The sequence below is a fragment of the Micropruina sp. genome (genome assembly GCF_047606365.1).
Classification (GTDB): Bacteria; Actinomycetota; Actinomycetes; order Propionibacteriales; family Propionibacteriaceae; genus Micropruina.
Map to the genome: position 1 here is coordinate 19,618 of NZ_JASGEN010000163.1, position 13,109 is coordinate 32,726.

Consider the following 13,109-nt stretch of genomic DNA (forward strand, 5'->3'; position numbering starts at 1 on the left):
CGAGGGCCGGCAACCATCACGGTTGCCGGCCCTCGTCTCGTCGTCAGCTACTTGGCGACGCCCTTGAGGGTGCCGGTGACGCCGCCCTTGGTGGAACCCGCGAGACAGAGCACCTCACGGTCGCCGGCGGCCCAGGAACTCTCCACCGGGTAGAGGTAGAACATGTCGTACTTGGAGTCCTTGGGTGCCAGGCCGACGAAGGTGCGGAACTCTGCGGTGCAGAATTTGTCGGCCTGCTTGGTCACCTCGGCCTCGCCGGGGAAGGTGGTGACCGACAGCTTGGTGACGGCGTAGGCCTCGTAGTTGTGCTTGTCACCGCACGGCACGACCTGCAGGCTCTCGATGTCACCCTCCTTCATCGGACCGGTGCAGTCGCCGAGGGTGATCTGGAACGGGTTGATGGACGCCGTCGCGGTCACCTGCCCGGCAGTGTTGCGCGGCGCGCCGGTCGTGCAGCCGACCAGGATCAGCCCGCAGGCCAGCGCGGCGAGCCCGCCGACGAGCCTCATCCGACCACCAGGGCGACGTCCACCCGCAGCGGGGCGTCGCCGGCTTCCAGCTCGATCGCGCCGACGATCCGGCCCACCGCCTGCAGATCGCCGAGCACCGGCACGAGCCGGTCCAGGGCCGCCTGCGGACCGGTCACCTTCGCCGCAGAGGCTTCGGTCTTCATCGAGACCTTCGCCGTCGACTTGGCGCCACGGATGCCCATCAGCACCTCGGCGACGTCATTCAGCACCGCCGGGTCACCGCCGGCCGGGATCTCCTCGGCCAGCGGCCACGGGCTGACGTGCACCGAGCCGGACTGCCACCACGACCAGACCTCTTCGGTCACGTACGGCATGAACGGCGCGAACAGCCGCAACTGAATGCTGAGCGCCAACTGCAGCGCCGCACGGGCGGACGCCGCGGCGTCCGGGCCCTGGGCGCCGTAGGCACGCTCCTTGACCAGCTCCAGGTAGTCGTCGCAGAACGACCAGAAGAACCGCTCGGCGACCTCCAGCGCGGTGCTGTAGTCGAACGCCTCGAAGGCGTCGCTGGCGCGCACCACCACCTGGCGCAGGCCGGCCAGCATCGACAGGTCCACCGCTTCGGTGATGGCCTCGGCGCCGACCAGGCCGTCGCCCATGCCGAGCACGAACTTGGACGCGTTGAGCACCTTCATCGCCAGCCGCCGTCCGACCTTCATGCCGGTCTCGTCGAACGGCGAGTCCATGCCGGGACGGGCCATCGCGGCGCGCCAGCGGACGGCGTCCGCACCGAACCGCTCCAGGATGTCGGTCGGCACGATCGTGTTGCCCACCGACTTGCTCATCTTCTTGCGGTCCGGGTCGACCACGAAGCCCGAGATGGCCACCGTCTTCCACGGCGCCACCTGCTCTTCGAAGTGCGCCCGCACCACCCGGCTGAACACCCAGGTTCGAATGATGTCGTGCGCCTCGGGGGCGAAGTCCATCGGGAAGGTCAGGTTCCACAGCTCCGGGTCGTTGTCCCAGCGGCAGGCGATCTGCGGGGTCAGCGACGAGGTGGCCCAGGTGTCCATGATGTCCGGGTCGCCGACGAAACCGCCGGCCACGCCACGCTGCTCAACGGTGTAGCCGGGCGGCACGTCCGAGGACGGGTCGACGGGCAGGGTGTCCTCGGCGGCGAAGATCGGACGGCTGTGGTCCGGCTCGCCGTCGGCGTCCACCGGGTACCAGACCGGGAACGGCACGCCGAAGAACCGCTGCCGGCTGATCAGCCAGTCGCCGTTCAGGCCGTTCACCCAGTTGGAGTAGCGGTGCCGCATGTGGTCGGGCACCCACTGCAACTCCTCGCCACGGGCCAGCAGGGCCTGCTTGAGCTCGTCGTCGCGGCCGCCGTTGCGGATGTACCACTGCCGGGTGGAGACGATCTCGAGCGGCTTGTCGCCCTTCTCGTAGAAGTTCGCCTTCCGGGTGGTCTTGGTCGGCTCGCCGTCCAGGTCACCCGACTCGCGCAACAGCTCGACCATCGCGGCCCGCGCCGAGAACGGCGTCTTGCCGGCGAGCTCGGCGTACGGCTCGGCGTTGGCCAGCCACTCCGGGGTCTCCCGGGCGAGGCGTCCGTCGCGCTGGATGACGGTGCGGGTCGGCAGCTGCAGCTCGCGCCACCACTGCACGTCGGTGGCGTCGCCGAAGGTGCAGCACATCGCGATGCCGGCGCCCTTGTCGGGCTCGGCGGCGTGATGGGCCAGCACCGGAATCTCGACGCCGAACACCGGCGAGGTGACCGTGGTACCGAACAGGTGCTGGTAGCGCTTGTCGTCCGGGTGGGCGATCAGCGCGCAGACACTCGGCAGCAGCTCGGGACGGGTGGTCTCGATGAACACCTTCTCGCCGTCCGGGCGGTGGAAGCCGACCCGGTGGTAATGGCCGGGGTAGTCCCGGGCCTCCTGCTCGGCCTGGGCCACCGCGGTCTGGAAGGTGACGTCCCACACCGTCGGAGCTTCGGCCAGGTAGGCCTCACCGCGGGCGCAGTTGCGCAGGAAGGCGCGCTGCGAGACCCGGATCGACTCCGACGAGATGGTCGCGTAGAGGTGGTTGTCCCAGTCCACGCTCAGCCCCAGCGTCCGCCACAGGTTCTCGAACGCCTGCTCATCGACCTGGGTCAGCTGATGGCACAGCTCGATGAAGTTCATCCGGCTGATCGGCACCTGCCGCTTCGGGTCCGGCTTTGCCGGCGGGGTGAAATCCGGGTCGTAGGGGATCGACGGGTCGCAGCGGACGCCGTAGAAGTTCTGCACCCGACGCTCGGTGGGCAGGCCGTTGTCGTCCCAGCCCATCGGGTAGAACACGTGCTTGCCCTGCATCCGCTGGTAGCGGGCCACCAGGTCGGTGTGGGTGTAGCTGAACACGTGGCCGACGTGCAGCGAACCGGACACCGTCGGCGGGGGAGTGTCGATCGAGAAGACCTGCTCGCGCGAGGAGGGCCGGACGAAGGTGTAGGTGCCGTCCTGGGCCCACTTCGCGGCCCACTTGGCCTCCAGGCCCTCCAGCGCCGGACGATCCGGCACCGCTACGACCTGACCCGGTTGCGGGCTGGCAGCGGGCACGGTCGAACGAGGAGTCGCGGTCATGGGCTGCATCTTACGAAAGCACGCCGCACCGCTACCAATCGGCGCGACCCGCGAACGGGAGCACCGAGGCAGACGATCAGAACCAGATCATCGCCAGGATCGCCAGCGCTGCGCCGACGGCCGCACCGGCCACCACCATCAGCTGGGCACGGCCGCGGCTCAGTGCCCCGCGCCCGGTGGTGGGGCGGCGTCCGGATCGGGCGTCAGCCATTGCCCTTGGTCGACAGGACCAGCTGACGGAAGGCGTCCGGCGTGCCCGCCTTGGAGATCGTGGCGTTGTCGATGGTGGTGCCGTTGACCCGCAGCGTCGGGGTCGAGGTGACCCCGGCCTTGGCGGCCGCCTCGTTGGTGCCGTCCACGAAGGACGCCGTGGCGCGGCTGTCGTAGCAGGCCTGGAAGGCGCTCAGTGCGTCGCCGGTGATGCCTGCGGTGGCGGGGAAGTCGACCCGCAACTGCTGGGTGGTGTAGCCCTGCCCCTCAGAGGCCGGCTGCCCGGCGAAGACGGCGTTGTGGTACGCCGAATACGCGCCGGCGTTGTCGGCGCAGGCCGCCGCGATGCCGGCCTTGGTCGACGAGTCGTTGCGCAGGTTGCCGTCCATGAAGGTCAGCGTGCGGTAGACGAGGTTGATCTCACCCTTGTCGGCCATGTCGTTCAGGGTCGGGCCGAAGGCGCGCTCGAACTGCTTGCAGATCGGGCACTGGTAGTCGAAGAAGAGTTCCACGGTGGGCGCACCCTGGGTCGCCTTGCCCGGGTTGACGATGATGCCGCTGCGATCGGCGGTGGCGTTCGGCGGGATCGCCGAGGAGCCGCTGGCACTGCCGCCGCCCTTGTTCAGCTGGCTGATGAAGATGGTGCCGAAGACGCCCAGGACCACGACGGCCAGCACGATCGCGCCGACGATGACGATGCGCTGCGTCCGCTTCGCTTTCGCCTGCGCCTGCTGCTTGCGGCGCAGTGCTTCGCGACGACTTTCGCTCATGCTGTGGACTCCTCGAGTTCTTCGGTGGGGATGTCGATGGGGTCGCCGAACAGCCGAGTGTCGGTCGACAACGGGGAACGTGGGAAAAGGCCCGCCCAGACGCCGCAGGCCATCAGACCGACGTCGCGGGCGATGTCCCAGGGATATTGGGCCATGCCGTTCTCGACCTCGCCGCCGCCGCCGAAGCAGCCACAGTCGATGGAGAGGCCGTGCGCCCAGACCCAGGCGATGCCGACGACGAAGGCGGCCATCACCGCGACGCCCAGCCAGGCGGCGATTCTGGTGAACAGACCGATGACCAGCAGCAGTCCGATCACCACCTCGATCACCGGCAGCGCGTAGCCGACCGGACGGGTGAGGTCGAAGGGCAACAGCTGATAGGCCCGGACGGCCTGCACCGAAGACTCCGGCCAGGGCAGTTTCAGCGCACCGGCCACGATGAGCGTCCAGCCCAGAATCTGCCGCGCCAGGAAGGTCGTCCACCGCACCCAGCGGCGTCCGGCGAAGGTGTGCGGCATGGCGTGAGTATAGCCTCCGTCAAACCGTCAACTATCTTGCCGGCCGTCCCCACCGCTCGCCGAACTATTCACCGCTCGCTGAGTTCAGCGAGCCCCAAATAGTTCGGGGAGCGCGAGGGACGCGGGGCGCGGCGGTCGGCGGCACTAGGCTGGCTGCACCATGCCCGAGACACACCACGAGATCGTCCAGCGCCTGATCTCCCGCTGGCCCGAACACCGGATCGCACCCGGGACGGCGCGGGTCGAAGCGCTGTGCGAGCTGCTGGGGTCGCCGCAGCGGGCCTACCCGGTCATCCAGATCGCCGGCACCAACGGCAAGGGCAGCACCGCGATCATGATCGACGCCCTGCTGCGGGCGCTCGGACTGCGCACCGGCCGGTTCACCAGCCCGCACCTGATCGACGTCACCGAACGGATCGCCATCGACGGCGAGCCGATGAGCGCGGACGCCTTCGACGAACTGGTCACCCACACCCAACCGCTGATCGACATGGTCGACGCCCAGGCGATCGACGGCGTGTCGATGACCTTCTTCGAGGTGATCACCGCGCTGGCCTACGAGGCGTTCGCCGAGGCGCCGGTCGACGTCGCCGTGGTCGAGGTCGGGCTGGGTGGGGTTACCGACGCCACCAACGTGATGGACGCCCAGGTCGCGGTGATCTGCCCCGTCGACTACGACCACACCCATCTGCTCGGCGAGACACTCACCGAGATCGCCACCGAGAAGGCCGGCATCATCAAGCCCGGCTCGCAAGTGGTGCTGGCCGGTCAGGAACCCGAGGCGGCCGCAGTGCTGATTCAGCGCTGCGCCGAGGTGGGCGCCAAGGTCTACCTGGAGGGCGTCGAGTTCGGCGTGCTGGAGCGGACGCCGGCGGTCGGCGGGCAGATGCTGCGGCTGGACACCGCCGGCGGCCCGGTCGGCGACCTGGTGCTGCCGCTGTTCGGTGCCCACATGGCCCGTAACGCGGCGCTGGCGGTGGCCGCGGTCGAGGCCTTCCTCGGCGGCAAACCGCTGGCCCCCGACATCATCGCCGAGGGCCTGGCCGAGGTGGTCGCGCCGGCCCGGCTCGAGGTCGTCCGCCGGTCACCGACGGTGGTGCTGGACACCTGCCACAACCCGCACGGGGCCCGCGCCACCCTGGCGGCGCTCACCGAGGCGTTCGCCTTCTCACCACTGATCGGGGTCGTCGCCGCGATGGCCGACAAGGACGTCACCGGGCTGCTCGAGATCTTCGACGAAGAGATGACCACCATCGTCTGCACCACCGTGGCCGGCACCAACCGGGCATTGACGCCCGACCAGCTGGGCGAGCGAGCCGCCGAGATCTTCGGCGAGGAGCGGGTCCGGGTCGCGCCGACCATGGCGGACGCGATCGAGACCGCGGTCGCGCTGGCCGACGAGGCCGGCGCGGGTGCCGGCGTGCTGATCGCCGGCTCGGTGATCGCCGCCGGGCAGGCCCGCGCCCTGCTGTTGCGCGAGGAGGGCCGATGAAGCTGGTGCCGACCAACCCGATGAACCGGGTGCTGATGACGATCCTGCTCTTCGAGGCGATCTGTTGCGGCCTGGCGATCCCCGGCATGATCCAGGTCGCGGACGCCTCGGTCGGCCTCGCCTTCGGGCTGGGCGGGACGGCTCTGGTGCTGTGCCTGGCGGCCTCCGGGACGCTGCGGCGTCCGTTCGGCTGGGTGCTGGCCTGGGCCGCCCAGGTGGCCTGCATCGCGCTCGGTTTCGCGGTGGCGATGATGTTCGCGGTGGGCGCCATGTTCGCCTTGCTGTTCGTGATCAGCTTCGTGCTCGGACGCCGTCTGGAAGCCACCCGGACGGCGGGCTGAGGCCGTCCGGATTTCCAGCTAGGGTGAGCGCTCATGAGCGAGCGGACCTTCGTGATCATCAAGCCGGACGCGGTGCGCCGTGGCCTGGTCGGTGCGGTGCTGTCCCGGTATGAGGCAAAGGGGCTGCGGATCGTGGCACTCGACCAGCGGGTGGTCGATGCCGAGCTGGCCGACCAGCACTACGCCGAGCATCGGGAACAGCCCTGGTACCCGCCGCTGCGCGACTTCATCACCTCCGGACCGCTGATCGCCCTGGTTCTCGAAGGGGACGGCGCGATCGACGCCGTCCGGACGCTGAACGGCGCCACCGACGGACGCCGGGCGGCCCCCGGCTCGGTGCGCGGCGACTACTCGCTGTCGAACCGCGAGAACCTGGTGCACGCCTCCGACTCGCCGGAATCGTCGGCCCGAGAGATCGCGCTGTGGTTCCCGGGCCTGACGTGACCCAGCCCACATCCGGAGCTGACTCCGGCGACGGTCAGCAGTGGCCGCAGGCCTCGGCTGCCGGGCCGTCGCCCGGGCAACCGCCGGCACCTGGCTGGCAGCCGGGACCCGAACAACCGCCGGCAGCTGGGCAGACGCCTGCACCAGGATGGCAGCCGGCCGGGCACGGTCAGTCCTGGCAGCCCGCCGCGGCCCCGGACCAGTCCTGGAACCCTCCGGCGCAGCCCCCGGCCTGGCCCGGTCCCGGTCCTTCGGCACCCGGCGCCGCTCCGGGCGGACCGTGGGGAGGGCCGCAGCCGATGGGCAACCATCCGTGGCTGCCTCCGGGACCGCCGCCGAAGCCGCCCGTACTGCCGGTCGAGCCGCGCGAATATCACGAGTTCCTGCGCACCCCGAACCTGCGCTGGTGGCGTCCGGTGCTCGCGCTGCTGATGGGCGGAGCGCTGTTCTTCGCCTCGAGCATGTTGTTCGGCGTGATCGCGATGCTCTACGACCTGGGCACCGGCCGGACGACGATGGCCGACTACAGCTCGATCGACAAGGTCACCATGACCCCGGCGCTGTTCCTGTGCAACAACCTGGCCCTCGCCGCCTGCGTGCCGATCGCGATGCTCACCCAATGGGCCTGCTTCGGGCAGCGGCCGCGCTGGCTGTCGTCGGTGACCGGCGCTTTCCGCTGGCGCTGGTTCGGCGAATGCGTGCTGTGGACGCTGCCGCTGCTGCTCGCCCTGACCTTGCTCGAGGCCGTGCTGAGCGGGTTCGACGGGCTGCGGGTCAGCCCCGACACCGCCTTCATGGTGGCGGCCATCCTGCTCACCACCCCGCTGCAGTCGGCGGGGGAGGAGTATCTGCTGCGCGGCCTGGGCCAGCGCGCAGTCGCCGCCTGGCTGCCGCGGGTCGCCGGACTGGTGGTGAGCACCGCCGTCACCGGGGTCATCTTCATGTGGCTGCACGGCGCCGGTGACCCGTGGCTCAACGGCTTCTACCTGTTCTTCGCCGTCGTCGGATCGACGCTCGCCTGGCGCACCGGCGGGCTCGAGGCGTCCGTTGCGCTGCATGCGGTGAACAACGTGGTCTCGATGACCTTCCTGCCGTTCTCCGACTTCTCCGACATGTTCAACCGCAGCGAGGGCACCGGCAGTCCCGTCGTCCTGGTGCAGGTGGCGATCATCGGCGGTGCGCTCGCGCTGCTGTTGTGGCGGGCCCGCGTCCGTGGCGTCGTCGTCCGTAGTGCCCCGGCAGCGGCTCCCGCTGGACCGCCGCTGCCGCCACCCCCATCGGCCCCGCCGATGCCGCTCACCTGGAGGCAGGATCGTGGAAACCAAGCCGGCTGAGCCGTTGTCCCGCGACGCCGGGATCTCCTGGCTGGTGTCGCGGATCCGGCCGCGGGCCGGGCGCACCCTGGTCGGGATCGACGGCGTGGACGGCGCAGGCAAGACCACCTTCGCCGACGACCTGGCCGCCGAACTCGTCGACTCGGGCCTGACCGTGATCCGGATCAGCCTCGACGACTTCCTGAACCCGGCCGAGGTGCGGCATGCGCAGGGCCGGACCTCGCCGGAGGGCTTCCTGGCCGACACCTACGACTACCAGCGGTTCATCGAGTACGTGCTGGAGCCGCTCGGAAGTGAGGACGGCAGCGGACGGTACCGGGACAGGTCCTACGACCTGGCCACCGAATCGCCGGTCACCCCGCCCTGGCAGGTGGCCCCGGACGCCGCCGTGGTGATCGTCGACGGCATGTTCCTGCACCATGACCGGCTCCGTAACGAGCGGGGTCGCAAGGTCTGGGACCTCTCGGTCTGGCTCGACGTCCCGTTCGAGGTCTCCGTCCGCCGGCTCGCCCAACGGGACGGCACGCCGTCCGACGTCGACGACCCACGACTCGTCCGCTACGTGGCCGGCCAGCGCCGCTACATCGACACCTACCACCCGGCCGAACGCGCCAACCTCGTCGTGGACAACACCTGACCGAAGGAACCGTTCCCGGTGTCCGAAGGAACCGTCCCCGGTGTCCACCGGGAGGCCGGCTCCGATCCACGGGGAGGCTCGATGCGGCGTCGGGGGAGCCTGGCCGATAGACTGACGAACCCCTGCCCACCGATCCAGCACGTCGTGCCGAGAGAGGGAGCCCGTGATCAACACCATCGTCATCGCCCATCTGGTGGTGGCGTTGTGTGCCCCGTGGTTGGTCCGGAAGATCGGATCGAACGGCTACCTGCTGATGGCGCTGGCACCGGCCGTCGGCTTCGGCTGGCTGGTCGGGCTGGGCCCGCTGATCACCGCCGGGGGCAGCTACACCGAGTCGCTCAGCTGGATTCCGCAGCTGGGGGTCGAGATCCACTATCAGATCGGCCTGCTGCAATGGCTGCTGTCGCTGATCGTCACCGGCATCGGCGCCCTGGTGCTGCTGTACTGCCGCTGGTACTTCGAGGGCGTCGCCAACCCGCGCACGATGGGCATCCTGACCGCCTTCGCGGCCGCCATGCTCGGCCTGGTCACCGTCGACGACCTGGTCATGCTGTACGTCTTCTGGGAGCTGACAACGGTCTTCTCCTATCTGCTGATCGGCTACGACCCGACCCGGCGGGCGAACCGGTCGGCCGCGATGACGGCGCTGATCGTCACCACCACCGGCGGCCTGGCGATGCTGGTCGGCATCGTCGCGCTCGGTCAGACCGCAGGCACCTTCAGCTTGTCGGCGATCCTGGCCCAGCCGCCGTCCGGCACACTGCCCGCGGCCGCCGCGCTGTTGATGCTGGTCGGTGCGCTGAGCAAATCCGCCCTGGTGCCGTTCCACTTCTGGCTGCCGGGCGCGATGGCCGCACCCACCCCGATCTCGGCCTACCTGCACGCCGCGGCGATGGTGAAGGCCGGCGTCTACCTGGTCGCGGTGATCTCGCCGGCCTTCGCGGACGCCCCCGGCTGGCGGCTCGCGGTCGGCGGGCTGGGCGCCGCCACGATGATCCTGGGCGGCTGGCGGGCGCTGCGGCAGAACGACATCAAGCTGCTGCTCGCCTACGGCACGGTCAGCCAGCTCGGCTTCATGGTGCTGCTGTGCGGCTTCGGCACCCAGGCCACCATGCTGGCCGGCATCGCGATGCTGATCGCGCACGCCCTGTTCAAGGCCACCTTGTTCCTGATCGTCGGCGTCGTCGACCACTCCACCGGCACCCGCGACCTGACCAAGCTCACCGGGGTGGCCCGGAAGATGCCGGTGATCGCCGTGGTCGCGGGCATCGCCGCCGCCTCGATGGCCGGCCTGCCGCCGATGCTGGGCTTCATCGCCAAGGAGTCCGCACTCGAATCGCTGACCTACCTGGTCGGCCCGGACGGCGATGGCAGCGGACTTCCGGCGCTTCCGGCCGTCCTGCTGGTCGCGGCCGTGGTGGCCGGCTCGGTGCTCACCGTCGCCTACTCGCTGCGCTGGTGGTGGGGTGCCTTCGCCGACAAGCCCAAGCTCGCCGAGCTGGACGTCCATCGCCCGGCCGCCGGTTTCGTGCTGGTGCCGATCCTGCTCGGATCGCTGTGCCTGGTCGGCGGCTTCCTCGGCGGCCCGCTGACCGATCTGATTGAGCCCTACGCCGCCACCGTGCCGACCGGGCACGCCAGTCACGGGCTGGCGCTGTGGCACGGGTTGACCCTGCCGCTATGGCTGTCGCTGCTGGCCATCGGCTTGGGCGGCGTCCTGTTCTGGCAGCGCGAGGCGATGGGCCGCGTCCAGGCCACCTTCCCGAAGGTGCTCGGCGCCGATGAGCTCTACACCCTGGCGATGAAGCGGATCGACACCATCGCGGTCGAGGTCACCGCGCGCACCCAGCGGGGTTCGCTGGCCAGCTACACCTCGATCGTGCTGGTCGTCGTGGTCGTGCTGGCCGGGGGATCGTTGCTGTTCACCACCCACTGGCCGGCCTCGGTCCGCCCCTACGACTACCTGCCGCAGGTGGTGATCGGCGCCGCCATGATCGTGGCCGGGGTGCTGGCCGCCACCTCGCGCGGCCGCGTCCGGGCCCTGCTGCTGGTCGGTGCCACCGGCTACGGGACGGCGCTGCTGTTCCTGTTGCACGGCGGACCCGACCTGGCGCTCACCCAGGTGCTGGTGGAAACCGTGTCGCTGATCGTCTTCGTGATGGTGTTGCGCCGGCTGCCGAAGTACTTCACCAACCGTCCGCTGCAGTCCACCCGCTGGTGGCGCACCGTGCTGGCGGTGCTGGTCGGTGCCAGCGTGTCGCTGCTGGCGCTGGTCGCCGCCGGTGCCCGGGTGGCCGAACCGGTCTCGGTCGACTACTACGAGGCGGCCTACACCTTCGGTTACGGCAAGAACATCGTCAACGTCACGCTGGTCGACACCCGGGCCTGGGACACCATCGGCGAGATCTCGGTGCTGGTGATCGCTGCGACCGGTGTGGCCAGCCTGATCTTCCTGCGCTCCCGCGTGCAGCGCGTCCGGCCCCGGGAGGGTGACGCGGCGTTCGGCGCCCGCGGGCTGTGGCTGCGGGCCAGCGGCGCCCTCGACCCGGGCTCGCGTTCGCTGATCTTCGAGGTGATCACCCGGGTCATGTTCAGCGTGATGATGGTGGTCTCGGTCTACCTGCTGCTGGCCGGCCACAACGCCCCCGGCGGCGGCTTCGCGGGCGGCCTGGTCGCCGGCATCGCGCTGATGATCCGCTACCTGGCCGCCGGGCGTCGCGAACTCGACGACGCCGCACCCTTCGATGCCGGACGGCTGCTCGGCCTGGGCCTGGCCGTCTCGGTGCTCAGCGCCATCACCCCGGCGCTGCTCGGCGGGAAGATCTTCCAGAGCTACGACCTGAAGCTGACCATTCCGGGCTGGGAGTACCTGGAGACCCCGTGGGGCCCTTGGACGCTGTTCGGCGAAATGCACCTGGTCAGCTCGACCATCTTCGACGTCGGCGTCTACCTGATCGTGATCGGCGTCGTGCTCGACCTGACCCGCACCCTGGGCGCCGGCATCGACATCCAGTCCGAGCAGGACCAGGCACCGGTGCCGCAGCCCGAATCCACCCGCGCCCGGCCGGCGCTGCCGTCCGAGGAGGACCAGGTCATCCGCTACACCACCGGCGGGGGACGGGGGCACTACACATGAGCCCGAACGTCACCCTGGCGATCATCGCCGGCGCGCTCGTCGCCTGCGGGGTCTACCTGATCACCGAACGCTCGCTGAGCCGCATCCTGATGGGGGTGATGGTGGGCGGTAACGGCGTCAACCTGCTGTTCCTGGTCGCCTCCGGCGCGGCCGGCGGCCCGCCGCTGATCGGGGTCACGCCGAAGGACGAGATGTCCGATCCGCTGCCGCAGGCGATGGTGCTCACCGCGATCGTGATCGCGCTGGCCACCGCGGCCTTCCTGGTCACCATGGCGTACCGGTCGTTCCAGCTGAACGGCCACGACGAGGTCGCCGACGACGTCGAGGACGCCCGGATCCGTGAGCTGGCGAAGGCCGACGAGGCGTCCGACAGCTTCGAAGAGATCAAGTTCACCGACACCGGCGCGGACGTGGTGAGCGAATGAACAACATCCTTCCGCTGCCAGTGCTGCTGCCGATGTTCGGCGCGGCGCTCACCCTGCTGCTCGGACGCCGTCCGCGGCTGCAGCGCGCGGTGTCGATCCTCACCCTGGCCGGCGTCTGCCTGGTCGCCGGGTCGCTGATCTGGATCACCGACACCCACGGCGTCCAGTCGTTGTGGGTGGGTGCCTGGGCGCCGCTGGGGGTGGTGCTGGTCGCCGACCGGCTGGCCGCGCTGATGCTGACCGTGGCGTCCCTGGTCACCCTCGGCGTGCTGATCTACGCCACCGGCCAGGACGAGGAGGAGGTGCACCGGGAGACCCCGGTGTCGATCTTCCACCCCACCTTCCTGCTGCTCTCCGCGGGGGTGTCGGACGCCTTCCTGGCCGGCGACCTGTTCAACCTGTTCGTCGGCTTCGAGATCCTGCTGTTCGCGTCCTACGTGCTGATCACCATGGGCGGAACCGGTGAGCGGATCAGCGCCGGGTCGATCTACGTGGTGATCAACCTGGTCAGTTCGTTGTTGTTCCTGACCGCGCTGTCGGTCAGCTACGGGGCGACCGGCACGGTCAACATGGCCCAGCTCAGCCTGCGCTTCGCCCAACTGCCCGGCGACGTGACGATCAGTGTGCAGTTGCTGTTGCTGGTGGTGTTCGCGATCAAGGCCGCGGTGTTCCCGCTCTCGTTCTGGCTGCCCGACTCCTACCCGA

At 69.8% G+C, this 13,109-nt stretch carries 13 protein-coding genes; 8 read left to right on the forward strand and 5 right to left on the reverse strand.

Translation table 11 applies throughout. The features are described from left to right. Nucleotides 1-47: 47 nt before the first annotated feature. The 5 genes from QM624_RS18285 to QM624_RS18305 form a co-directional block, all read right to left on the reverse strand. On the reverse strand, nt 48-509 hold the full coding sequence (locus tag QM624_RS18285; protein WP_415094472.1) for a septum formation family protein: 462 nt from the start codon (nt 507-509) through the stop codon (nt 48-50). Beyond that, nucleotides 506-3,097 carry a valine--tRNA ligase gene (valS, locus tag QM624_RS18290; protein WP_415094474.1) on the reverse strand — a complete coding sequence of 864 codons (2,592 nt, stop codon included), beginning with the start codon at nt 3,095-3,097 and terminating at the stop codon, nt 506-508. The genes QM624_RS18285 and valS overlap by 4 nt, the downstream gene beginning before the upstream one ends. Before the next feature lie 76 nt (nt 3,098-3,173). Continuing rightward, the gene (locus QM624_RS18295; RefSeq protein WP_415094476.1) at nt 3,174-3,308 is read right to left on the reverse strand and encodes a hypothetical protein; all 135 of its coding nucleotides are present in this window, start codon (nt 3,306-3,308) and stop codon (nt 3,174-3,176) included. Continuing rightward, nucleotides 3,301-4,077 (reverse strand): DsbA family protein, encoded by a 777-nt coding sequence (locus QM624_RS18300; protein ID WP_415094478.1) that lies wholly within the window; start codon nt 4,075-4,077, stop codon nt 3,301-3,303. The genes QM624_RS18295 and QM624_RS18300 overlap by 8 nt, the downstream gene beginning before the upstream one ends. Next, a complete protein-coding gene (locus QM624_RS18305; protein ID WP_415094480.1) occupies nt 4,074-4,595 on the reverse strand; it encodes a MauE/DoxX family redox-associated membrane protein in 522 nt (173 codons plus the stop codon). Before QM624_RS18305 ends, QM624_RS18300 begins: the two co-directional genes overlap by 4 nt. A gap of 160 nt (nt 4,596-4,755) precedes the next feature. Between QM624_RS18305 and QM624_RS18310 the strand changes: the two genes are divergently transcribed. The 8 genes from QM624_RS18310 to QM624_RS18345 form a co-directional block, all read left to right on the forward strand. Further along, nucleotides 4,756-6,087: a bifunctional folylpolyglutamate synthase/dihydrofolate synthase gene (locus QM624_RS18310; RefSeq protein ID WP_415094482.1), complete on the forward strand. Its 1,332-nt coding sequence runs from the start codon at nt 4,756-4,758 to the stop codon at nt 6,085-6,087. Then, on the forward strand, nt 6,084-6,428 hold the full coding sequence (locus QM624_RS18315; protein WP_415094484.1) for a DUF4233 domain-containing protein: 345 nt from the start codon (nt 6,084-6,086) through the stop codon (nt 6,426-6,428). The genes QM624_RS18310 and QM624_RS18315 overlap by 4 nt, the downstream gene beginning before the upstream one ends. Nucleotides 6,429-6,461: 33 nt before the next feature. Then, entirely contained in the window at nt 6,462-6,872 is a 411-nt protein-coding gene (gene ndk, locus QM624_RS18320) for a nucleoside-diphosphate kinase (protein ID WP_415094486.1), read from the forward strand. A gap of 299 nt (nt 6,873-7,171) precedes the next feature. Then, nucleotides 7,172-8,206 (forward strand): lysostaphin resistance A-like protein, encoded by a 1,035-nt coding sequence (locus tag QM624_RS18325; RefSeq protein WP_415094488.1) that lies wholly within the window; start codon nt 7,172-7,174, stop codon nt 8,204-8,206. Continuing rightward, nucleotides 8,187-8,843 carry a uridine kinase gene (locus QM624_RS18330; RefSeq protein ID WP_415094490.1) on the forward strand — a complete coding sequence of 219 codons (657 nt, stop codon included), beginning with the start codon at nt 8,187-8,189 and terminating at the stop codon, nt 8,841-8,843. The genes QM624_RS18325 and QM624_RS18330 overlap by 20 nt, the downstream gene beginning before the upstream one ends. A gap of 163 nt (nt 8,844-9,006) precedes the next feature. Then, on the forward strand, nt 9,007-11,979 hold the full coding sequence (locus QM624_RS18335) for a Na+/H+ antiporter subunit A (protein ID WP_415094492.1): 2,973 nt from the start codon (nt 9,007-9,009) through the stop codon (nt 11,977-11,979). Continuing rightward, the gene (locus tag QM624_RS18340) at nt 11,976-12,404 is read left to right on the forward strand and encodes a Na(+)/H(+) antiporter subunit C (protein WP_415094494.1); all 429 of its coding nucleotides are present in this window, start codon (nt 11,976-11,978) and stop codon (nt 12,402-12,404) included. Before QM624_RS18335 ends, QM624_RS18340 begins: the two co-directional genes overlap by 4 nt. Beyond that, nucleotides 12,401-13,109, forward strand: a 709-nt coding sequence (locus QM624_RS18345; protein ID WP_415094496.1) for a proton-conducting transporter membrane subunit, incomplete at its 3' end; no start/stop codon positions are given. The genes QM624_RS18340 and QM624_RS18345, both read left to right, overlap by 4 nt.

What these genes read in the sequence shown, in the direction of transcription:
- QM624_RS18285 (WP_415094472.1), bottom strand. Translation starts at nt 509, where the DNA reads ATGAGGCTCGTCGGCGGGCTCGCCGCGCTGGCCTGCGGGCTGATCCTG.
- valS (WP_415094474.1), bottom strand. Translation starts at nt 3,097, where the DNA reads ATGACCGCGACTCCTCGTTCGACCGTGCCCGCTGCCAGCCCGCAACCG.
- QM624_RS18295 (WP_415094476.1), bottom strand. Translation starts at nt 3,308, where the DNA reads ATGGCTGACGCCCGATCCGGACGCCGCCCCACCACCGGGCGCGGGGCA.
- QM624_RS18300 (WP_415094478.1), bottom strand. Translation starts at nt 4,077, where the DNA reads ATGAGCGAAAGTCGTCGCGAAGCACTGCGCCGCAAGCAGCAGGCGCAG.
- QM624_RS18305 (WP_415094480.1), bottom strand. Translation starts at nt 4,595, where the DNA reads ATGCCGCACACCTTCGCCGGACGCCGCTGGGTGCGGTGGACGACCTTC.
- QM624_RS18310 (WP_415094482.1), top strand. Translation starts at nt 4,756, where the DNA reads ATGCCCGAGACACACCACGAGATCGTCCAGCGCCTGATCTCCCGCTGG.
- QM624_RS18315 (WP_415094484.1), top strand. Translation starts at nt 6,084, where the DNA reads ATGAAGCTGGTGCCGACCAACCCGATGAACCGGGTGCTGATGACGATC.
- ndk (WP_415094486.1), top strand. Translation starts at nt 6,462, where the DNA reads ATGAGCGAGCGGACCTTCGTGATCATCAAGCCGGACGCGGTGCGCCGT.
- QM624_RS18325 (WP_415094488.1), top strand. Translation starts at nt 7,172, where the DNA reads ATGGGCAACCATCCGTGGCTGCCTCCGGGACCGCCGCCGAAGCCGCCC.
- QM624_RS18340 (WP_415094494.1), top strand. Translation starts at nt 11,976, where the DNA reads ATGAGCCCGAACGTCACCCTGGCGATCATCGCCGGCGCGCTCGTCGCC.